This is a genomic window from Pseudoalteromonas sp. TP27 (genome assembly GCF_056470645.1).
In genome coordinates this window covers 112,039-135,358 of sequence record NZ_JARDAK010000007.1, presented here as the reverse complement: position 1 = coordinate 135,358, position 23,320 = coordinate 112,039, and the positions used below count along the sequence as shown (strand labels likewise).

Here is a 23,320-nt window from a genome sequence, read left to right as displayed (position 1 = left end):
TGCGTTAATGCATTACGTTTTAAATTGGGTCTAAAAGTAAAAAAACAACTCAACTGCTTTTAAGTTATGTGATTTTAATAGGGTTGCTCCAGAGCAAAACACAAATAACCCATTAATGAATCAGCTACTTTATAACGCTCTAGCACTATATCAACTAAGTTATTGCTGCATACTTGTTTTTGAGTAAGCGGGCTAATGGCTATAAAGTCTTTTCGCTTGAGCTCATTTATTAAAGGGTGCTCTTTTTCAAAACCTCTTGGTGGGCGTTTTAGCGACTCTCCTGACATTTCGAATATAGATTTAAATTGCTGATCATAAATTGCTTTTTTATAGCTATTTGGGTTTTCATCTATGCAGGTTCTAATTGCGTTAAGTGCCTTTGATTCTGGTCGCCAAATACCCGCGCCTACAAAGCACTCGTCATTTGCTAAATGAAAGTAAAAACCCGGGGCGTGTACGTCTTTTCCCATAAAATGGCGAAATTGAATCCCTACATTAATTTTATATGGGGTTTTATCTTTGCTAAAACGCGCGTCTTTATGGACTCTCATTAAACTACCGCCCACTTTTTTATCTGATGCGACAAAATGGCTAGAAACCTCAGCAAGTGGTGCTTGCATTTGCCTAATGAAATCTAAAGCGGGCTCTCTTACGTATTCCTCATACTGTGATTTATGGTCGTTAAACCAGTCTCTATTATTGTTTTTATCAAGCTGAGCAAGAAATTCGAATGTTTTTTTACTAAACATAGGTCACCTAAACACTCTTTATTTTTAAAACTTAATGTTATGCTAATACGCATAAAACTCAACGCCTAAGGACATGAAATGACACAACACTTTGATTATATTGCAATCGGTGGTGGCAGTGGTGGTATTGCCTCTGCAAATAGAGCGGCAATGCGTGGCGCTAAAGTAGCAATTATAGAAGCAAAACACATGGGTGGCACGTGTGTAAACGTAGGCTGCGTACCTAAAAAAGTAATGTGGCACGGTGCTCAGGTTGCTGAAGCTATTAATTTATACGCCCCTGATTACGGCTTTAATATTGAATTTAAAGGCTTTGACTGGAGCAAATTAGTAGAAAGCCGTGAAGCCTACATAGGCCGAATTCATAAAGGTTACGATAATGGCCTTGCTAGCAATGGCGTTACTGTAATTAAAGGCTTTGCTAAATTTGTAGATAATAAAACAGTTGAAGTAAACGGCGAGCATTACACAGCCGACCATATATTAATTGCAGTAGGTGGGCGCCCAAGCATTCCGCATATTGAAGGGGCTGAACACGGTATTGATTCTAATGACTTTTTTGAGCTAAAAGAGCAACCTAAGCGCGTTGCAGTAATCGGCGCAGGCTACATAGCTGTTGAGCTTGCTGGTGTATTACATGGTTTAGGTACTGAAACACATTTATTTGTTCGTAAGCATTCTCCGCTTCGTAACTTCGACCCGTACATAGTTGAAACGCTTGTTGAAGTAATGGCTGCTGAAGGCCCAACTCTTCATACAGAATCTGTACCTCATAAATTAGTTAAAGAAGATGACGGCTCTGTAACGCTACATTTAGATAATGGTAAAACTCATAACGTTGACCAAGTAATTTGGGCCATTGGCCGCCAGCCAACAACAGATGCAATTAATGTCGCTGCTGCCGGCGTAGAAGTTAACAGCGATGGTTTTGTTAAAGTTGATGAGTTTCAAAATACCACAGCTAAAAACGTTTATGCGGTTGGTGATATTATCGAAAACGGTATTGAGCTTACGCCTGTAGCAGTTAAAGCAGGCCGTACTTTATCAGAGCGTTTATTTAATAAAGAACTACCAGATGATTTAAAAATGGATTACAGCCTAGTTCCTACTGTTGTATTTAGTCACCCACCAATTGGGACTATTGGCCTTACTGAGCAAGAAGCTATTTCTCAGTATGGCGAAGAAAACGTTAAGATTTACCAATCTGGTTTTACCGCTATGTACACAGCGGTAACTAAACATCGCCAGCCTTGTAAAATGAAACTTGTATGTGCTGGCCCAGACGAAAAAGTAGTTGGCCTACACGGTATTGGTTTTGCAGTTGATGAAATGATTCAAGGTTTTGCAGTTGCCATGAAAATGGGCGCAACTAAAGCTGATTTTGATGCCGTTGTTGCTATTCACCCGACTGGCTCGGAAGAATTTGTAACGATGCGCTAGACTTTAAACTCTAAAACCTGACTTATATAAAGCCTTTGCTATTTTTAGTAAGGGCTTTTTAATGCTTATTATATTTATCGCAATAAACCACTCTAACCACCACATTAAAAACATCCATTAAACATTAAATAAATATCTAAGCCATTATTTTAACATAAAAATTCTTAGACTAATAAAAACACTAAAAGTTTAAATTTTGTTTTGGCTTTAAGGCATTTTTACAATTAGAATCTCGCGCATTTATAGTGTTCTCTGGTTTTTTATGTTTTTACTACGGTCATTTATTTACTTACTGTGTCTAGCGGCTGTTGCCTCTTTGATTCAACTTGAAGGATTTGAGTTACAACAAAACGCACTTTACAGTGAAGAAACGCTCACTGAACATATGCAAGATGTTTTAACTTTTTTAAGCTGTATTTTGTTTTTCTATGCTTCGCGAATTAACTTTCAACTTAGAATATCTGCGATATTACTTGCTGCGTTGTCGGCAATGATGTTTGTAAGAGAGTTTGATACCTACCTCGACTTATATTTATTTGATGGAGCTTGGCAAAGTATTGTCTATTCAATTTTGGCTGGCGTACTTGTTTATTTAATAGCAAAGAGAGGGAGTATTTTTAACTCTTTAAAAGCCTATAGCCTCACCCCTAGTTATGGGGTTTACTTATCAGGCATGGTTACTTTACTCGCGTTTTCACGAATTATGGGCAAAGGTGCATTTTGGCATTCAGTAATGGGCGATGACTATGTACGCGTAGTGAAAAACATTGTTGAAGAAGGAGTAGAAACACTTGGCTATACTCTAATTTTTATTTCAGCCATTGAGCTTGTACTCATATGCCCAAAAAAATGGCTAAAAATCACAAACATTGTACTGATGAAGCAACTCAATAACATAGCTCTACTTTTATTGGTTACTTTTTTTGCGCTAAGTTTGCTAATTGGTTTAATAAATCAATATACTGAGTCTGCTTTTATCAACTCGCGTTTAATTGGATATTATGACTAAAGATATATTACTGCATCCGTTTCTTCTTTCAATTGTAATGATCACAATTGCATTTGTACTAAAAGTGCTTGTTGATAAGCTCGCTAAAAATCGCGCAGAAAAAAAAGAAAAAGATATTCGTTACATCGCACACAATATTAAGCATTTTATTAATTTTGTAATGATAATATCGCTGCTGTTTGTGTGGTCTACCGAAATTCAAAACTTTGCACTTTCAATTGCTGCTTTTGCAGTAGCTATTGTGCTTGCAACGCGCGAGTTTATTCAGTGTGTTATAGGCTTTTTTTACCTAGTAACAACTCGCCCCTTTAGAGTAGGTGACTGGATACAAGTTGGTGATTACTTTGGTGAAGTAGCTGAAACCGATTGGATAAAAACAACCATGCATGAAATTGATATACATACTTATCAATTTTCGAGAAAAACCATATATATACCTAATAATAAACTGATTACCAGCTCTATTAAAAACTTAAACTTTGTAAAACGCTTTGTTACGCATCATTTTATTATTGTCCGTCGAGAGAGCTTTAACCCGTATCCTATTCACGACACATTAACTGAGCAAGCTAAACTGTACTGCGAAGAGTTTCAAGAAGTAGCAAGCCGTTATAATTCGATGATTGAACGTAAACTTGATGCAAAAATATCAGGTCCAGAGCCGGTAATTCACTTTGGTACAACTGATTTAGGTGAGTTTAAAGCAAGCTTTACCTTGTTTTGTCCGACAGAAAAGGCGCTTGAAATAGAACACAAATTAACAGAATGCTTTTTTGCGTTATGGTACAAAGAGGCTGAAAAAAATAAAGAGGATGAAGGCGAGGCATAAACCCCACCTTCATTAAAACAAAGAGCGCGAACTTACTTCGCGCTTGGCAATATTTAAGCTGTACCGCCAACGGTTAATTTATCAATTTTAAGGCTTGGTTGGCCTACGCCTACCGGTACACTTTGACCATCTTTACCACAAACACCCACACCTTTATCAAGGGCAAGGTCGTTACCAACCATAGATATTTGCTGCATTACTTCTGGGCCGTTACCAATAAGCGTTGCGCCTTTAATTGGTTGTGTAATTTTACCATTTTCAATTAAGTACGCTTCTGATGCGCTAAATACAAACTTACCTGAGGTAATATCAACTTGTCCGCCGCCAAAGTTAGGTGCGAATACCCCTTTTTTAACTGAACTTATAATATCGGCTTGGCTGTGCTCACCACCTAACATGTAAGTATTAGTCATGCGAGGCATTGGTAAATGTGCATACGACTCACGACGTGCGTTACCGGTAGGACTTACTCCCATTAAACGCGCGTTTAGCTTGTCTTGCATATAACCTTTTAAAATACCGTTTTCGATAAGTACGTTGTAAGCGGCTGGCGTGCCTTCGTCATCTACATTTAGTGAACCACGGCGATCGGCCATTGTGCCATCATCAACAACTGTACACAGCTCAGATGCTACTTTTTGGCCCACTTTACCACTAAACGCAGATGCGCCTTTACGATTAAAGTCGCCTTCAAGCCCATGCCCTACGGCTTCGTGTAAAAGCACACCAGGCCAACCATTACCAAGTACAACTTCCATAGTACCCGCTGGTGCATCAATAGCCTCAAGATTTACTTTAGCTTGGCGTACCGCTTCTTCAGCAAATTCCATCCAACGTGGTTTACCGTCAACAAGTTCTTTAAAGTAACCATAATCTAAACGTGCACCACCACCTGCGCCACCGCGTTCACGGCGACCATTCTTTTCAAGTAGCACTGAGCAGTTTAAACGAATAAGCGGACGAATATCGGTGGCAAATGTGCCATCACTTGCCGCTATTAATACTTCTTCGTATACCGCCGACATTGAGCTAATTACTTGCTCTGCATCGGGTGCTAATTCACGAATATAGTTTTCGAGTTCGCGTAATAAGCTAACCTTGTCGGTATCGCTCATACTCGAAATTGGCTGATGCGGTGCAAACTGCTCTTTAGCTTTAACATCACTAAATACTTTAATTGCTCTATCTTCGCCAGCATCTGCAATGCTACGAGCCGCTGTAGCCGCTTTATTAAGTGCTTCGAGGTTTATTGCATCAGAGTAAGAGAAACCTGTTTTTTCGCCGCTTACAGCACGTACACCAACGCCACGTTCAACGTTATAAGAACCTTCTTTAACTAAGCCGTCTTCAAGCACCCACGATTCGTGGTGGCTTGATTGAAAATATAAATCGGCGTAATCCACTTTATGCTGATGTATGTAAGCGAGCGTTTTTTCGAGCTCTTCTCTATTTAGCTGGCTGTCGTGTAGTAAATGCTGTTCAACCGAATTCATAATAAATGCTCTCTAAATCGTTGATGAGACTGCACGGGCATATCTCGTCTAATTTTTTGTAACTGGTCTAAATCTGCGTTGCAGCTTATAAAACCGGTGCCTGTTGGCAATTCACTCAGGGTATCTCCCCAAGGTGAAATAATAATACTGTGGCCATATGTTTGTCGGCCATTTTCATGTGTACCGTACTGAGCTGCTGCAACCACATAACATTGTGTTTCTATTGCGCGAGCTGCTAATAATGGCTGCCAATGCGCTTGCCCTGTGACGACTGTAAATGCACTTGGTACTAAAATAATATCGGCGCCTTGGCGTACTAGTTCGTTAAATAAGCCACTAAAGCGCAGATCATAACATACTGTTAAGCCTATTTTACCAAAGGGAGAATCAACAACAACCACATCACTACCTGCCTGGGTAAAATCTGACTCTCGGTAGCTACCGGTTTTGTCATCTACGTTTACATCAAATAAATGTATTTTGTTATACGTTGCAACCAGCTCGCCTTGATTATTATATAAGTGCGACGCTGCGTAGTATTTATGTTCGTTAAATGGTTCAGGCATTGTGCCTGCATTTAGCCAAATATTATGGTGTTGGCACAATTCACTAAGTTGTAATTTGTATTGCTCAACTTGCTTAGCAACACGTAACGTATCGTTACCACTTTTACTGAAAACTAAAAAAGCCTCAGGCAAACAAACAAGTAATGGCCTAGTTGCTGGAAGTGTTTTAAGTGCGCGCTTTAAGCTTGCTATGTTGTCATCAGGGTTTACTCCTGAACACATTTGCAGGGCAACTATTGTGGGTGTGCTTAGTATTTCAGTTTTGTTCATTGCGTTACTGTTACTTGTGCGTCTTTAAGTTTTAAATCGACTGATGCTTGTGGCTGATTTTGCGCAGCTTGAGGTAGCGTAACTTCACGACTTTTTCTATCGAGTTCTTGAACAATAGGATCGTTCATTTTACCCGTCACTTTAAAATTGATCTCTGAGATGACGCGCGCAGAATGAATAACTTTATCAATTGCTAAGGCAGCAAGCCCTGTTACTGGGTTTACCATCCATGCAACTATAACCGGAATGCTCGAGGTTACTTGTGGCGCAACAGCAAGGTCATAATCTATATCAAGCGTGTTTAAATTTGCATAACCTTTAATGGTTAAGTCGGCAGGTACGCCGTCCATTTTGGTATCTTTAGTGTAAGCAATACCATTTTCTAACTGCATAGAGCCTTGCATGCTGTTATAAAAAAAGCCTTTTGAAAATACGTCTCTAAAATCAAGTTTCAGTTTGCGTACTAATGAATCAAGGCTCAGTAACGAAAATACGCGTGCACCGCCATCGCTAACTTCAGTTAAGTGACCTTCACCTAAATCCCAATCAACCTCACCGCTTAAAGTTTTCACATCAAAATTATAAGGGGCTGCTTGCCAAGTAAGATCATAATTTAGATCGGCTTTTGAATCTTTAATCGCAGAGGTTATATCAAACTCGCCAAATAGTGCGCCTATATCATCACTTTTAAGCTCGCCACTTAGCGTTGTTAAGCCATTTTTCCACTGCCCTTTAGTGCGCAGTACATGATTACCTTTATCGACCACAAGTTCTGATATTGATAAGCGCTCGCCATCACCCAATAGCGACGCACTCACTTTATCAAGTTGGTAGCGATCTATTTTGCAATCACTACATTCAAACTCAATAGCAGGTAATTTAGTAAGCCAGCTCAAGTCTTCTTCAGGAAGTTCGTCTGTTATTTCAAGTGCTTGCTCGACTTTTTTTGCAAAGTTGAGTCTTAAGTAATCGGCATTTATTCGGATGGGCTGGCTCGGCTGTGATGTAGGAATAAAAACGCCAGCTCTAAGCTCTTTAGCATTTAACTTTAGATATAGATCGTCTTTTGATGGCGCTAAACGCATTTCAAAATCATTAAAAATGATGTTACTCGCATCAAGCATACCTATACTTGCAACCACCTCATTAAGCGGTGGCATAATCCCTTTTGATTCTTTATCTGGATTTGCTTTACCAGCTTTAATTATTTGATCAATCAGATCAAACCAAGGCACTAATTCACTTTGTTCAAGATTTATATTTACGCTTAAGTCTTTTTGATTCAATCCTAAATCTTGCTTTCCGAGTACAAAGTGAACATTACTAAACTGTGATTTTCCATTTTCTAAAATAGCATTAAAATAAAATTGCTGGTTGGCGTTTGCGGTAATTAAATTAGATATTTTATCACCTTGTACTACTGCATCAAGTGCCCACACTTGTTCGCTATTTTTATTATAAGGTGCGGGTAAGTTACTCGTTAAGCCAAGTAACTCAGAGGTAACTTGGGCGCGGTAATTAAAACCTTGTTCTTCAAAATTAAGTACCAAGCCAATATCAACATCACTCTGGCCACTTAAATAATTTTTTAATATACCTTGCCCACTATCTATTAGTGTATCGGCGTCAATTTTGGCGTTTATATCTATGTTTGCTTGGTAATTTTTTGCATCACTTTTACTGCTGTAATTAATAGTTAGCGGCATACCTAACCACTTCGCAGTCGCATTTTTAAGCGTGATATTATCGTTTTTAAAATTAAGCTCACCAGTTAAGTTTTTAAGCTCAATGCCAGGTGTAGCAATAAATAATGGCAAATCAGTTAACTTAACATTGCCGCTTACACTCGCCCCACCTTTAAACTTGTCACCTACGAGTAATTCAATACTCGCATCGGCTTCGCCTTTACCTTGTATTATTTCAAAAATATCTGCCAAAGGGCTGGCAATAGGTGTCGCTACAAAAAACTCATGCAACTTTTCCATTGGCGCTTTTTTATCAATTTGTACAACCAGTTCATCAGCATGCATTAAATCTGCAATACTTACCTGTACGCTACTACCTAAATCTAAATTAACCAACTTACCTTGTTGGCTATAAATATCCATACGCTCATTAGCAAAATGTAGTTGGACATTAGCATTAGTTACCACTGGCCACTCAGGATCAAACTGATACGTTGCGTTATCGACTTGTGCCAGCACATCAAACTGTCCACTGCCATCGGTGAATGGAAAGCCTGAAAGCGGCCCTGCAAATAGCACTTGTGCTTTAGATACTTCGCCCCCTTTAATAGCACCATTTAGGTAATTCACTAAATCTGGACTCATTGCTTTTAGTGGAAAGTAATGGCCTGCAATGCTGGCATCTGCAGCGAATGCTTCAGCATAAAGATCTAAACGGGGATCGTCAGTGAGGCTAATTTGTAATTCTGCAGCAACAGTAATTTCGTTATTATCAAACCAAATATTATCACTACTTATATGCCAGCCGTCGTCTCGCTTAGCTAAATCTAGCTCTACATTTAACTGATTATAATTTATGTCGGTACTAAAGCTTTCGCCTGTGATCAATGTACCATTTTCACCAAATAAATTTATTCGCCCATTACTTTGAGTAAGTAAACCACCTACTCTAAGTGCTTGTGCTGCGGGTATCGAACTTAATTCTTGCCAGCCAATATTGTCAGCCTCAAACCATAATTGCCATTGCTGTGCATTAGAGAAATTTAAATAAGCGTGATCTATTTGCCCACTAGGTTGGCGCTCTAAAAAAGGGTCTAGTGCATTAAAGTTACTCAGTCCGGTTAAACTACTCAGTAGTTCCAAATCAACTTGGTGCAGCCACACTTTATTTTGTGTGCCTAACTGGGCTTCAAATTCTAAGCTTGGCCACGCTTTATTATTGCGATTAAACGTCAAGCCCGTGCTTTTTAAGTGCCAGCTATTTTGCTCGGGATATAAATGAAACCCTCCTTCGCTTAAGCTTACTTGTTGGCTTTGTTCTTCGCGCTGCCAACGCACAAAGCTTGGTAACCACTGCATTTTTATATCACTGATAAAACCTTTTTCTAATTTTAGCCACGCTTGTAAATTAATATCACTGTGCAGTTGTTGTTTTTCGGTATTAATATATTGTGCAAACCAGTTAGATACATCGACCTTATTTGCTTGCACATAAATATCGCCCGCGACTTGCTCTAAGGTATCGCCAGTAAGTGCTATGCGCGCGTCAAAATCACCGACCGAAATACCCGGCAATGCTAAGCTACCACTGCCAAGATGCTGCTCATTTTCATTTTGCCAGACAATATTTTTAAGGAGTAACTTACGTTCTTTGCCGTCTTCTAAAATAAAGTTAATACTAGAGTTTTCTATTGCAAAGTGACCTGTTTTACCTAAAAACAACTCTTCTATTAACTCTTTTTGTTCAAAAGAGACTTCGTCGTTATCACCGGTTTTAAATAAGTTGGAAGTCTTTACACTGGTATGAAAACCATTAATAACAAAATAATTGGATTTAAATTGTAATGCTTTTAAGCTTTCCCATAAGTTTAGCTCTAAGCTGGTTTTGGCAATGGTGAGTGATATTGGCGCGGTTTCGTTATCTTTAAACGATAAATTCTCTAGTACTAATGCAGGGCCACTTCCTTGCCAGCTTGCTGATATTTCACCGATAGATAAGCTTATTTCAAACTTTTCGTGTAAATAGCTTTCTATATCCCCTTTGTATTCGTTTGCATAAGGAAGGGTATATTTTAAAATTGAAACAATAACGGCCAGTAATACCAAAATTATGGCGCAGGTTTGCCATAATTTTCTAAAACAAAAAAAACAGACCGCTTTTGCTTTCATTACATCATTACCACATCAAACTGTTCTTGGCTGTATAAGCTCTCTGTTTGAATATTGACTTGCTTACCAATAAATAGCTCAAGCTCTGCAAGGTTATGATACTCGTCATTTAGTAAGGCTTCACTTACAGCTGGCGCTGCATATACCATAAACTTATCGGCAGCATATGCTCGATTAACGCGTACTATTTCACGCAGTATTTCGTAGCATACTGTTTCAACTGTTTTTTGCGATCCACGACCAGAACACGCCGGGCATACATCACATAAAATATGCTCTAAACTTTCGCGGGTACGTTTACGCGTCATTTCAACAAGTCCAAGTGCTGAAAGCCCGTTAATATTCGTTTTAGTACGATCTTTAGCGAGTGCTGATTCAAGAGAATGCAATACGCGGCGCTTATGATCCTCACTTACCATATCGATAAAGTCGATAATGATAATACCGCCTAAGTTGCGCAGCCTAAGCTGGCGAGCAATTGCGGAGGTTGCTTCTACGTTGGTATTAAAAATGGTTTCTTCTAAGTTACGATGCCCTACAAATGCCCCGGTATTAACATCAACAGTCGTCATTGCTTCAGTTTGGTCAATAATTATATAACCGCCCGATTTTAAGGTAACTTTGCGATGTAGTGCTTTTTGAATTTCGTTTTCAACGTCAAACAAATCAAATATAGGTCGCTCACCAGGATAATACTCAAGTACTTGAGAAAGCTGTGGGACAAACTCTTCTGTAAATAACTTTAGTTCTTCATGAGTAAGTTTAGAGTCAACGCGAATGCGCTCCATGTCTTCACCTACGTAGTCACGTAGGGTTCTAAAGGCAAGCGTTAAATCTTCGTGTAGGATACTGGCTTTACTGGTTTTTCTGCGACGTGATGTTATTTTTTCCCATAGTTTTCTTAAAAAACCGGCATCGTGTCGTAATTCAGCTTCGCTAGCGCCTTCTGCAGCAGTACGTACAATAAAGCTACCATTTTCATCGCCATATTCTGCAACTATTTTTTTAAGGCGTGAGCGCTCTTCTTCAGTTTCAATACGCTGACTAACCCCGACATGGGTCGCATCTGGCATAAATACTAAATAGCGAGAAGGTATGGTTATATCAGTGGTGAGTCTTGCGCCTTTAGTGCCTAGCGGATCTTTTACCACTTGCACCATAATATATTGGCCTTGACGAACTAACTCTCTAATGTCTTGTACTTTTTTTATTGGTACGTCGTCTACACCTTCAACAATAGAGGCACTATTTACAATATCGGATGCATGCAAAAATGCGGCCTTTTCAAGGCCGATATCTACAAACGCAGCCTGCATACCCGGAAGTACACGGCTTATTTTTCCTAGGTAAATATTGCCTACAATACCTAGATTACCAATTCGCTCTAGCTGTATTTCTTGCAGTACACCGTTTTCTATTAGGGCAACACGGCTTTCGCTCGGTGTGACATTGATCAGTAATTCTGTACTCATGTTACCTTCTTAAGAATGTTTTTAATAATTGTTCGGTTTCATATAAAGGTAAGCCTACAACGGAGAAATAGCTACCCGCAATATGAGTTACAAAGCGACCACCTAAACCTTGGATACCATATCCGCCGGCTTTATCTTGTGGCTCACCCGTCTCCCAGTAGGCATTAATTTCTTCATCTGTTAAGGTTTTAAAAGTAACATCAGTGCTTACAACGCAGCTAATTACATCATTTTGCGTCGCAAATGCTACAGCGGTAAGTACTTGATGTGTGTTACCTGACAGGCGTTTTAATGTATTTGTAAAATCGTTTTTATCGCGTGGTTTACCCAGTGATTCGTTATCGATAACAACCACTGTATCACTACCAAGTACGGGGCGATCTGTATACCCAAGCTCTACACCACTTTGAGCTTTTAAGCGCGCTAAACGCTCAACAAGTGCTCTAGGTTGTTCGTTTGGAAGTACACTTTCATCTGCATCAACACTAAATTGTGTAAATTCGACACCTAATTGACTTAATAACTCTTTACGACGGGGAGAGGCTGATGCCAAATATACTGCGGTAGTCATTACCTGATCCTAAAATGTCTGCGATATTTACGAAGTAGTAAAAACACCCAAAACCAGCTAACCATTCCGGTTGCTACTGGCCATAAGTACTGTGGATTAAAGTAAACACCTAGCAAAAAGTGATTTAGCCAAAACTGCATTAAATGATAAAGCGTTAAAAATAAACCAATTAATAAGCTTTGCTGCCAAAGCGAAAAGTTACGAATTTTTTGAAAATTACTCGCAGTTACAAATATACATATTGAAAATGTAAGCGAATTCACACCTAGCGGTGAGCCAGATGCTAAATCTATTAATAAGCCAACAACCCAAGCTGTACCAATATTTAATCGATGAGGTACTGCAAGTGACCAATACATAAGTACAAGTAAAACCCAGTCAGGTCTAAATGGTTCAAACGAAAATGGCAGTGGCATTAATGCCATTATTAACGCAAAAAAGATGCTTAGCGCAATTAACAATGAATAGCGGTTAATCATCGCTGATTTGCTCCTGTTGATTACGCCATAAAATAACAAGTAAACGAATGCGGTCTAACTGTGCAATGGGCTCGGCAAAAACTTGTGCAAACGGACGGCCTTCATCACGGTTTATTTCGGTTACTACAGCTACCGGATACCCCTCGGGGAATGTGCCACCTAAACCTGATGTAACAAGTACATCACCAATTCGAACATCTAAGCTGTGAGGTACATGCGAGAGCTTAACTACGTTAATTTTACCTATGCCTTCAACAACCGTTCGTACATCGTTACGCAGTATACGCACAGGTGTAGCATGCGTGGTGTCGGTCATTAGTAATACGCGTGACGTTGTTGAGCCAACCTTTGTAAGCTGCCCTACTACACCCATTTCATCTATTACGGCTTGGCTTTCACTAAGCCCGTCAGTGGTCCCTCGGTTTATAACAACTTGATGGCTATACGGGTTTGAGTGCACAGAAAGTACCTGAGCAATAATTTTACGATTTGATTGCTTTGCAGATGAACCTAATAAGGCGCGTAGTTTTTGGTTTTCTCTAGCTAAAAATTGATACTGCTGCAATTGCTCGCTTTGTAGCATTTGCTTTTTTTTCAGAGCCTCATTTTCAGTAAGAAGCTGTTCTCGCGTATGCAGGCTTTTAGCACTTAAGCTAAATAATTCGTAGGGTAAATTAGCAACATAAATTAGTGGGCTAACTAAAGTATTAAGGCTGGTACGAGCAACCGTGCCGCCTTGTGTATACCTATCTGCAGCTATGAGTACGATACTCAAAAGCACTGCGACAAAAAGTCGCAGTTGCAAAGAGACTGTGCGTCCAAACATTAATTTCATTAATCGTAACTAAAAACGTCACCACCATGAACATCGATCATTTCCAGTGCTTTACCGCCGCCACGTGCAACACACGTAAGTGGATCATCAGCAACAACAACCGGAATACCCGTTTCTTCCATTAATAAACGGTCTAAATCTTTTAGTAACGCGCCACCGCCAGTAAGTACCATACCGTGCGCAGAAATATCTGATGCCAGCTCTGGTGGTGATTGCTCAAGTGCAACCATTACTGCACTCACAATACCCATTAACGGCTCTTGTAGAGCTTCTAGGATTTCATGTGAGTTAAGTGTGAATGAACGCGGAACACCTTCTGCAAGGTTACGACCGCGTACTTCAATTTCGATTGGCTCATCAGTTTTAAACGCCGAGCCAATTTGATGCTTGATGTTTTCGGCTGTTGCTTCACCAATTAAGCTACCAAAGTTACGGCGTACATAATTAATGATAGCTTCGTCAAACTTATCACCACCAATACGAACTGATGATGAGTAAACAACGCCGTTAAGTGAAATAATAGCAACTTCAGTTGTACCACCACCAATATCAACAACCATAGAACCGGTTGCTTCTGATACGGGTAAGCCTGCACCAATAGCGGCTGCCATTGGTTCTTCAATTAAGTAAACTTCACGAGCACCCGCACCCATTGCAGATTCACGTATTGCACGTTTTTCTACTTGAGTTGCACCACACGGTACACAAATTAGTACGCGCGGACTTGGGCGCATAAAGTTATTGTTGTGCACTTGCTTAATGAAGTGTTGTAACATTTTTTCGGTTACATAAAAATCAGCAATTACACCGTCTTTCATTGGACGAATTGCTTTTATATTACCTGGTGTACGACCTAGCATTTGTTTTGCTTCTGTACCTACAGATGCAACACTTTTAGGTCCACCAGCGCGTTCTTGGCGAATAGCAACAACTGAAGGTTCGTTTAATACAATACCTTCTTCTTTTACATAAATTAGGGTATTGGCTGTACCCAAGTCGATCGATAGATCGTTAGAAAAAATACCACGGAGTTTTTTAAACATGGGGCTGGTTGACCTTTGAAATACGTTCTTATATTAGCTGCCTCACTTTAACATGCTTATCTATATGAGCAATATAAAGCGCAGCGCCTTTGTGAATTTATGAAAAAGGAAGCTAAGCTTCCTTAATTGAATTATATCGTTCGCGAGCTAAGCGAAAATCAATGTAGTTAGATCTAAAATCAGATGCTAAAACTAAACATGTAGTAACAAAGCTAACATCATCAATAAATACCTCATCATCGTAAATATTAGAGCGTAATGCTAACTCTATCGTTTGATTTTTTGTGGTGTCAGTATTTGAATAATCTTTTTTTATCGGTGCTGTATTAATCGAATACCTAGCTGATTGCCTGTTTAAACGCGAAGCCGATACAGCGCTAGTATTATCCTTGGTATTACTGAATATTAACTGACTATCCGTAAGTATATTATTGTACCTAGATTGATAGGTAGCAGTAAATGCATTATTGTACCTAAATTGATAGGTAGCAGTAAGAGGCGTGCCATACTCAGAACAATAACGATTATCTATACTTAATAAGCTACATAAACGACTGTTATTGACTTCACCGCGCATAGTTACACTTAAGTTAACGTTGTAATTACCTTGGCCGCTAAATGCACTGTTAACTACATGGCTACTTAATATTTGTACTTGAGCGCCCGCCAAATTACGTTTTGGCTCAACAATGCGTTCTTCTGTTAAGTTTGCAAATATTTGATCAACAAAGCGTTTAGTCGCTTTTTGTAGACCCATTTGTTGACCGCGTTGCTCACACGCTGCTAGCGTTTCTGTACGCTTACAGTTAATAGTATGGTTAACCTCAAGCGTGCCTTCACGTGTAAACTCGTTACGTAAACGCTCTACGCGGGCTGTTGTTAACTGCTCTTTTAAACTTTCTAATGTATTTAAAAGCGTATGCTTAGCAACACGAATTTGTTCTATATCTTTACGGTGGGATGCAATTGCCGCCAACTGCATAGAAATATCATCTTTATTTTGCTTGTGATCAATCACCGCTTTTTGATAGCGCGATTGTGCAGTATTAATAACAATAGTGGGATCATCAATTAAACGACGGTACATTTCGTTCATCGCATCGAGCGCTTGGTTTTTTTCTTTATCCAGCTCGATAGAACGAGAACGAAGTAGCTCTAGTTGATTTTGTAACTGACTTTCTTCTTTAAGGTGTTTTTCAAATATCTTTGTCGAGTTATCGTACTCTATCTGTTTAACACTAATCTCTGAGTCAATGCCAGTTACTGTCACTGTGTTTTGAGCAAATGCACTACTAGCTAACAAACTAGCTGAAATTAACAGAGATAAAGGAGTAATTCGCATATATTCCAGTCCCAAAAGCGGCAATTATTTGGTTGTTATTATTTTTTATAATTAAAGCCTTATGCTATGTACTTGCAGCACAAAACACAAGCTTTGTTCAATTATTATATTAGTTTACAACTATTCGCGTGTTTCACGCCAGTAAATAACCCGATCATTTCCTCGAAAGCGGCCAAATCGTAATATAGTACGAGGATCAAGCTGTGTTCCATCGCCTTGCCAATCCCACTTTAACCAATCATAAGTATTATATTCTAAGGTAAACTCGCCCAAACCATTTGGTTTTGCATAAATACCATTGCTTGCAGGGTACACTCCAGCTTCTAACTGACCTGATGCTCCACCTCCATATTCATAGCCCAATAGCGGGCTCCTAGGTGATATTTGAGTAATTTGGGTATGATCAAACACACTACAGTTATCTTCAGCGTTATTCACAAATCCACTACCGTTGTAATACTGAGCCTGCATAGGAATAAGTAAAGGGTCGAGATCGGAGCCTGCGTTATTGCCAAGCACTAAACGTCCAAACCTAAACTCTATTGGTAATGCATTTAGCCGTACGCTATTACAACCACCCGAGCATGCTGCTTGTGTGTTTGGTTTATCGTTTGCATCAATTAGTGTTGCCCCTTCTATGTTAGAAAGCGTTGCCATCAAACTGACCATGGCAAATGGCCCATCTGGTTGCCCTACACCTAATCTTTTAAGTGTGGTATTTATTTGGCTCATTTGCCATTGGCCGTCACTTATATCTCCCCAGTTATTATTTCCTAGGTTTACTAAGCGGCTAGCAAAATTAGTTGCGGGTACATAGTTAGCTATTTCATTATTTTCGGCATTGATAGCTACACTGGACTTATCAAAGCCCTCTTTATAATTGGCCATTAGCTCACCATTTTGATTTTGTGCCTGTACTGTAAAGCCAAGTTCAAAAGGTTGATCGTGGTAAGTTAAATTACTGCCATAACGTGTACATTGCGCTGCGGCTTGCACACCTAATATTTGAAACTGTGAAGGTGCAAAGCGGCCAACGTTGTATAGTTCACCTTTTACGTCTCCCGCACCAAAGTAATCGGCACCTTGAAGGCCTGCTATTAAATCAATAATGCCAACTTGATCGTAATTATATTGCGATATAGATTCACTCAAACTACCTGTATCGCTAAAGGGCGATGTGCTCATCGCTTCAAGCGTGCCTTGCACACCTGGTGTAGGCGCGTTAAGCGACGCCTCAACCAATGGTTGCTCTGTAATAAAATGCTTGGCAATGATGTTATTTGTAATATTGCTGTAGTTGTCTGGGAAGCCATCGTTATTAGTGTCTTGCCCTGTTTGCCACTGCACCGCATTCATTTTTAAATCAAATGCTTCGCCAGTTAATCTAAATAAGCTCCCATTAGCGTTTGCTGCATAACCATCACTTGCAACTTCCATCGCTAATCCGAATGGCTTTACAACGTATTCATTTGAGCTACCGGTTAGATTTACTGACAGGTTAGTAATCGGGTCTAAAATTAAGTTGGTTTTTACATTTAAACTCAACTTTCCTGCATCGGGGTAGCTAATTACAATGGGTGCTTTAGAGTCGTTATCAAAGTTTAGCGTGAATGATTTAGCGGCTTGCTCAACCGCAAAGGTATTATTGTTATTACTAAGTGATACTGTATCAGAGCAACTTGCACCAGCACTGCATGTATACGATAAGTCTAAGTTTACATCACCACCGGCGGGAAATGCGGCTTCACATACTCCTGTTGTGGTATTTGTTTTTACCGCCTGAATAGATAGCGCTTTTGCATTAAATCCAGTATTTGAAGGCTTAGCTGATAACTGAGTAGGAATTGTAGTATTACCATCGGTTTCGTTATTAAAAATAAACCCTGCATCAGAAAATGTGACTTTACAGCCGCTCAAACCAACATTATTACCACCGATGTAACAACGAAGAGGCGCCGAAGGATCTGCAGTGTTATACCCAAATGTAACGCTACCAGTTGTACGTTTGGCAAACTCAACAGTTGTTGAGCCTGTAAAATTAATATTCTCTCCCGTAACCCAGCTTTGTTGCCCACTATTATCTGGAGAAAGGTTTAAACTAGACGGCTCAGCAAATAATAAGTCGCAGGCGTCATTTGCGCACGCTGTGAGTGTCATCTCTTTAGCTTCACACGTTAGACCTTTGTTATCGCTGATTGTTAAACGATAATGATCTAGGGTTTCTGGTGTATAAATACCACAAAAACCAGGGATACTCTCTGGTACTGGTAGAGCGTCAAACGTTGAGCTCCCTTCGGTAATAATTTGAGTAGCCGATGTAATTGACCCCTGATACGTTACATTTTGTGCGATTCTTACCTCACCAGTGGCAACAATATAGGCCGCAATATTGGCATCTGCTGCAATGGCAATTGCACCATCAACATAAATAGCTAAATATGCACCAGTTTCTACCACTATATTTGTTTTACCTATATTCAAAAATGAAGTCGATAAAAGTGATGTGGTGTCTTTTAAAAAAATACGTGTAGGCGCTGTTACTCGGTACTCTGTTTCCAGCATACTTAACTGCAACTCATCATAGTAATAATCGCCAGCTAAGGAAGTAGGTACTGGCCCTGTTGAGCTACCATCGTTTGTAACCGTTGGTACTTGCGCCGCTTGATTAGGCTCTAAAGAGTTATAGCCACCAGCAACACATGCTTGACCATTACATAAAGGAGGACTCGTCAGCGCTGTAGAGATTAAATTCGTGGTTGTGACGAACTGTGCATTACCGTCTGTTATTTCTACCCCCTGAACCAACTGTACCTCACCGTTATTATAAGTAGAAATAGCGCCCGGGAATAACGTATCACAATCTAAAATATCACCATTAAATACGAAGGTACTGGTCATAGCGAGTATTGAAGCTTCTTCTTTTACGTGATTTCGCTCGTTATCGCCATCACGGTCTTCATCAACAACCAAGCCCAACCTATTTGTTCTTAAGTTACAGCTGCGTAGCCACCCTCCATCATCTTCTTGGCGTGAGTTTTTACTTGCTACAACTAATGGAGCCACACTAAAATTATTAGTAAAACTAAAGTAATTACAGCCATTGCTCCAACCGTCAACTTCAAAACCGGTAAAAAATGTTTCCCAGGACACTTCAAGCCCATTATCGTCTGTAAATACGCGGTTACTTCCAGGCTCAACAGCCATATAAGCAACCGTCTCACTTTTTATAACGCCGAGCGCTGTTTCTGAAGCTTCTAAGGCAATATTAACGCCGCTAGCAGATAAAGAATTACTTTCTACTGCAACGGTCAAAAAAGGCACTAATGCTTGAGTAGGTGGGTTACTATCTATGCTGTTGAGCGTTTGTAATGAATGGAAAAAGTTCGGCCTTTGTGAAAATGGCTCAGCAAACATTAACTGTTTATAACCTTTTGGCGTAAATGGAGAGAAACCTGACTTAGGACCATATTGTAGCTCTAATAGTAAATCGGTACTTCCTACTTCCATGATTGTTCCATCAGGAAACTCATGTACGCCATACTCAACAGCCAAATAATGAGCTCCCATCGTAACGTGCTCACCATCCTCACCCGAAGGCTCAAGAGGTAGTGCCTCAAAGCTGGTTGTGGTTATATTACGTATTCTTATTATTGCGGGGTTTCCGCCTTGGTTTGTTGAGAGCATAAAAACAGCAGGAGGTGTTATGTACTGCTGTTGAAAATTTATTTTTGTCCAAATAGGTGATGTGTATGTGTCTTGCAGCTCAATATAGCGCCCTTCAATTTTAGGCGGTACCGCGTTTACGTAATTACAAAGCAACACGCAGCTAAAAAATAGTGTGACTAATGCATTTTTCATCATGGTAACGTTTTAGCCTCTACGCTTAGTGTTCTTTGTGTTTGCCAATAGTCTTTTCTGCAGCTACTCCCTGCAGGGCAATCAATTGCAGCGCACGTTGCACTGCTTTGTAGATAATATATATTCACAAGTCCATTTGCTGTACTGCTGTCGGGTAAGCCTATATATTCGCTACAATTCACTTCGACCTTACAGTTAGCTAAATATGTAGTTTGAAAGGTTAAATTAGCTGTAACTGATGCACAGCTTTGAACTGATCTATTTACAGGAAATAGTTGCGTTAAACCACTTTCAAGGCCGCTTTGCGCTGCCATATAAGCTCGAGCGCCGTAATACTCAATCGTGTTTTGTTGTGATGCACCAGAAAGCACTTTAACTAATGCTAATCCCAGCGCTAATAAAGCAACAATAATTACTAAAGAAACAATTATTAAGTTCCCTTTTTGCTTACTGGGTAAGGCTTTTCTGTGAGAATTTTTTTTAAGGTACATTAGGAATATGCACCTCATGGTTAAAGTTCATTACTTCGGTATCGTTAAATTGCATTTGCGCATTTACATTAAGCACAGCGTTTCTTTGCAAGGAGAGCGCATCAAGAGTAAAAAACAAATCACTCGCTAAATTATTGGCAATATAAATACCTAATAAATCACGCTTAATACCACTGCTTACTTGTAAGCTCACTGCATCTAATTGATTAATAGTAAAACCGTAATTGGTATATCTATATAAATATTGCCCTTCAACACAAAAGCTTACCGGTTCTGAAAGCAAATAAAGGCGTTTACTTGGCGACTCTTGGGCAAATGCTTTACTAAATTGCCACTCATCAATTGCACTCGCTGAACTATTAAATGCAGATACTTTTAAGCGCTTATTATTATTTTCATCATATATATCAGCACTGCTTAACGGGTATATCGTTGCCCAATCTCCAGCTTGCGGCTGCGTTAAATTATTAAGTTCAAAATCAACAGCGCTAACATTAAAAGGTGCTACGGTAGGTAGGTAATTTGTATAGTGAGTGGCCGACAGAAATGGCGTGAATTCTAAGCACTGCTGCGCACTACACGCTCCGCTAGTATTATTATCGCAAGAGAGCCTTAAAGAATTTGGCGTAGCGTGGCGCAACTCTTTACTGAGTCGCGTTATTAAAAAACGAGCTTGTGCAACCGCTTCTTGGCGCTTTACACCTTGTGAGTAAATACTGACACCGGCACCAATAAACGAAAACGCACTTACGGCTAAAATGCCAATAATAATCATGACAAGTAACAATTCTATAAGTGTAAATGCATTTTGGTATTTAGCTCTTTGCATTAGTAATTCCCTTTATATGCACTAAAGCCGTAAACCTCACCTAAAGGTGATGTTACTTCAATAGTAATGCGCTTAAAGGTTGTGCCATCGTTGGTGGTCGATTCGTTAAAGTCGCTATCGTACTCAACGGTAACAACTAAATTAAAGTCGCTGTACTCGCTTAACACCTCACCTAAACTATTTGTAATAGGTTGGTTAGAAAGTGCGATATAGTCATCAACATCGTTATAACTGGTTCGGGTTTCAAGCCCTGCCTCTAAGTTATCCGCATCTAAGTTATCAGCGCCTAAATCATCTGATGCGGTACAAGATTCTGCACCTAAGGCTGTTTCACCGCAACGCCTAAAAGGAACGCTTCTATCGCTGTGCTCATCAAACGACTTGCTTTGAATTTCGTTCATTAATGATTGACCAAATTCAGATGCTCTTAAAGCAATTATTGGCTCTGCACTTTTTTTGGCTTGCGGGGCTATTAAAGCAGTAATAATGCTAAGCGAAATAGCAAACATGACTATGCCAATAATAAGCTCTATTAGAGTAAAACCCTTCACGCTAAGGGCACGCATATATAAGCCCTTCACCACTGATGCATACGCCGGCTAATCCAACATCTATTCGACATTGCGTAGTACAAGTTTGATTTGATTTACCTAAAGGATCAAAACTAATTTGGGTAAATATATTCGCGTTACTATCTAAAGCGTTAAAGGTTATATCACTTCTTTGCGTGTCTATTTGTACCACTAAATGATCGGTGTTATTAGCATCAGCTCCACCGATACATGTATCGGGTGTAGGAGGAGCAATAAGTGTGGAGGTTATATAAAGGGTATGACAGCTTGCCGTTGCTGTATTTTGCATTGCACGTAGCTGCACTGTTCTCAGCGCATTTAAAGTACGATCTCGATACGAATAGGCGTCTTCTGTTGAGCTGCCCAGAAATTTGGGAACTGCCGTTACCGACAGTATTCCCAATATTACTAGAGTAATAATTAACTCAATGAGTGTGAACCCACGCAATCGTTGCTTACTACTGCTTTTCATTTATGTAATTAACAGCCCGTTAAATAAGTATCAATAGTAGGTTTTTCTACTAAAACTGGGGGTGTACCTGCATTCGCATCACTAGCTTCTGTATATTCGATGCGACATAGGTCTGTCTGTACATAACTATTTGGGAAAATTATTACTTTCTTATCAGCTGCAATCTCTACAATATTAAAATCTGCTGAATCATCAGCAGCAAAGCTAACATCTAAAAATGCCTCAAAGGCAGCCTGTTTTGCTGCAGGGTAGCCATAAACTGTATCGACTGCATCACCTGTATCTACAGTGACTGTAGCCGTTGCTTTTTTGTGATCACTAGCAATAATAGATTTACCGTTTACGATATTCATACCACTGCGAATAGAGCCCTGTAAGCCTTCAAGTGTTGAAGCATTGGCATCACCTTGCAAGTTTAAAAAGCGAGGTGCTGCAGTAACAGCTAAAATGCCTAAAATAACAATTACGATGATCAATTCAACAAGTGTAAAACCTGCTTGTTTATTCATTGGTAAACTTTTTAACGATTGCGTTTTCATAAGTAAGCCTCTTTTTAATTACTTAATTTTTAAATATTTTTACTTTGCCTGTTTTAGCAAAATATGAAAAACCTGTTAACCCTAATATTTCACCCGTATTGGTAGGTATACTTTTAATATCAAGGGTATGAGTTAAATAGTAGACGCATTGCGAACTTTTTGCATTGTACCTAACTAAAAAACTTACACTTTTTATTCTTGATATTTCATTACTTAACGTACTACTGGGTGCATCTTGTAAAATTACATTTAATACTTGGCGACATTTATTAGCATTTATAGCTTCTGCGCGAGTATCTTTTTTTTCTGTTTCATCACTTGTTGGTGTACCTAACGTTCCATCAACACCAACTATTACTCCTCCATAATTAACAAATGTTTTATTTGACCTGCTGTTTGGTCTTCCTTCTAATTCCCATTGCCCCCTAACCATGCCTACGGCCGATGAAAAACCACCTGCAATAGCATCAACGCTCGCATTATGCGCTTGATTTTTAATACCTATATATTGAGGTATAGCAAAGCTCAAAATTACTGCCAGTAAAATCACAACAATAACTAACTCAAATAATGAGAAACCTTTTGAGTAAGCCTTTGATGCTATCAC

At 39.5% G+C, this 23,320-nt stretch carries 19 protein-coding genes and 1 pseudogene; 3 read left to right on the top strand and 17 right to left on the bottom strand.

Annotated elements, in window-relative coordinates:
• Positions 1 to 74 precede the first annotated feature (74 nt).
• A complete protein-coding gene (locus tag PX700_RS10615) occupies positions 75 to 749 on the bottom strand; it encodes a DUF2461 domain-containing protein (RefSeq protein WP_415637842.1) in 675 nt (224 codons plus the stop codon).
• Between the two features lie 78 nt (positions 750 to 827).
• On the opposite strand from PX700_RS10615, the gene gorA reads away from it, so the two are divergent.
• The 3 genes from gorA to PX700_RS10600 all read left to right on the top strand — a co-directional run bounded on the left by gorA (position 828) and on the right by PX700_RS10600 (position 4,027).
• The gene (gene gorA, locus PX700_RS10610) at positions 828 to 2,189 is read left to right on the top strand and encodes a glutathione-disulfide reductase (RefSeq protein ID WP_415637841.1); all 1,362 of its coding nucleotides are present in this window, start codon (positions 828 to 830) and stop codon (positions 2,187 to 2,189) included.
• Positions 2,190 to 2,451: 262 nt separating this feature from the next.
• Positions 2,452 to 3,198 carry a hypothetical protein gene (locus PX700_RS10605; RefSeq protein WP_479520681.1) on the top strand — a complete coding sequence of 249 codons (747 nt, stop codon included), beginning with the start codon at positions 2,452 to 2,454 and terminating at the stop codon, positions 3,196 to 3,198.
• Entirely contained in the window at positions 3,191 to 4,027 is an 837-nt protein-coding gene (locus tag PX700_RS10600; RefSeq protein ID WP_415637839.1) for a mechanosensitive ion channel family protein, read from the top strand. The genes PX700_RS10605 and PX700_RS10600 overlap by 8 nt, the downstream gene beginning before the upstream one ends.
• A gap of 53 nt (positions 4,028 to 4,080) precedes the next feature.
• Here PX700_RS10600 and tldD read toward each other — a convergent pair whose 3' ends face one another.
• The 16 genes and pseudogenes from tldD to PX700_RS10520 form a co-directional block, all read right to left on the bottom strand.
• Complete coding sequence (tldD, locus tag PX700_RS10595) at positions 4,081 to 5,520, bottom strand: metalloprotease TldD (protein ID WP_165739311.1); 1,440 nt, start codon at positions 5,518 to 5,520, stop codon at positions 4,081 to 4,083.
• The gene (locus tag PX700_RS10590) at positions 5,517 to 6,356 is read right to left on the bottom strand and encodes a carbon-nitrogen hydrolase family protein (RefSeq protein WP_415637838.1); all 840 of its coding nucleotides are present in this window, start codon (positions 6,354 to 6,356) and stop codon (positions 5,517 to 5,519) included. Before PX700_RS10590 ends, tldD begins: the two co-directional genes overlap by 4 nt.
• Entirely contained in the window at positions 6,353 to 10,210 is a 3,858-nt protein-coding gene (locus PX700_RS10585; RefSeq protein ID WP_479520680.1) for a YhdP family protein, read from the bottom strand. The genes PX700_RS10590 and PX700_RS10585 overlap by 4 nt, the downstream gene beginning before the upstream one ends.
• The gene (gene rng / locus PX700_RS10580) at positions 10,210 to 11,682 is read right to left on the bottom strand and encodes a ribonuclease G (protein WP_197181172.1); all 1,473 of its coding nucleotides are present in this window, start codon (positions 11,680 to 11,682) and stop codon (positions 10,210 to 10,212) included. Before rng ends, PX700_RS10585 begins: the two co-directional genes overlap by 1 nt.
• A 1-nt stretch (position 11,683) precedes the next feature.
• Entirely contained in the window at positions 11,684 to 12,253 is a 570-nt protein-coding gene (locus PX700_RS10575) for a Maf family protein (protein ID WP_165728131.1), read from the bottom strand.
• Positions 12,253 to 12,732, bottom strand: a complete 480-nt coding sequence (mreD, locus tag PX700_RS10570) for a rod shape-determining protein MreD (RefSeq protein WP_007586341.1) — start codon at positions 12,730 to 12,732, stop codon at positions 12,253 to 12,255. Before mreD ends, PX700_RS10575 begins: the two co-directional genes overlap by 1 nt.
• Entirely contained in the window at positions 12,725 to 13,567 is an 843-nt protein-coding gene (gene mreC, locus PX700_RS10565; protein ID WP_415637836.1) for a rod shape-determining protein MreC, read from the bottom strand. The genes mreD and mreC overlap by 8 nt, the downstream gene beginning before the upstream one ends.
• On the bottom strand, positions 13,567 to 14,610 hold the full coding sequence (locus PX700_RS10560) for a rod shape-determining protein (protein WP_002958401.1): 1,044 nt from the start codon (positions 14,608 to 14,610) through the stop codon (positions 13,567 to 13,569). Before PX700_RS10560 ends, mreC begins: the two co-directional genes overlap by 1 nt.
• 190 nt (positions 14,611 to 14,800) lie before the next feature.
• A pseudogene (locus PX700_RS10555) lies at positions 14,801 to 15,952 on the bottom strand (sulfatase modifying factor 1); the annotation flags it as partial.
• A gap of 120 nt (positions 15,953 to 16,072) precedes the next feature.
• Positions 16,073 to 19,813: a DUF6701 domain-containing protein gene (locus tag PX700_RS10550; RefSeq protein WP_415637835.1), complete on the bottom strand. Its 3,741-nt coding sequence runs from the start codon at positions 19,811 to 19,813 to the stop codon at positions 16,073 to 16,075.
• Positions 19,810 to 20,301, bottom strand: a complete 492-nt coding sequence (locus tag PX700_RS10545) for an agglutinin biogenesis protein MshP (protein WP_415637834.1) — start codon at positions 20,299 to 20,301, stop codon at positions 19,810 to 19,812. Before PX700_RS10545 ends, PX700_RS10550 begins: the two co-directional genes overlap by 4 nt.
• Positions 20,291 to 21,130 carry a PulJ/GspJ family protein gene (locus PX700_RS10540; protein WP_479520679.1) on the bottom strand — a complete coding sequence of 280 codons (840 nt, stop codon included), beginning with the start codon at positions 21,128 to 21,130 and terminating at the stop codon, positions 20,291 to 20,293. The genes PX700_RS10545 and PX700_RS10540 overlap by 11 nt, the downstream gene beginning before the upstream one ends.
• Positions 21,130 to 21,696: a type IV pilus modification PilV family protein gene (locus PX700_RS10535; protein WP_415637832.1), complete on the bottom strand. Its 567-nt coding sequence runs from the start codon at positions 21,694 to 21,696 to the stop codon at positions 21,130 to 21,132. The genes PX700_RS10540 and PX700_RS10535 overlap by 1 nt, the downstream gene beginning before the upstream one ends.
• Positions 21,683 to 22,174, bottom strand: coding sequence for a type IV pilin protein (locus PX700_RS10530; RefSeq protein ID WP_415637831.1), 492 nt, complete (start codon positions 22,172 to 22,174; stop codon positions 21,683 to 21,685). Before PX700_RS10530 ends, PX700_RS10535 begins: the two co-directional genes overlap by 14 nt.
• An 8-nt stretch (positions 22,175 to 22,182) precedes the next feature.
• Entirely contained in the window at positions 22,183 to 22,713 is a 531-nt protein-coding gene (locus PX700_RS10525; RefSeq protein ID WP_415637830.1) for a prepilin-type N-terminal cleavage/methylation domain-containing protein, read from the bottom strand.
• A gap of 22 nt (positions 22,714 to 22,735) precedes the next feature.
• Positions 22,736 to 23,320 (bottom strand): pilus assembly FimT family protein, encoded by a 585-nt coding sequence (locus PX700_RS10520; RefSeq protein WP_415637829.1) that lies wholly within the window; start codon positions 23,318 to 23,320, stop codon positions 22,736 to 22,738.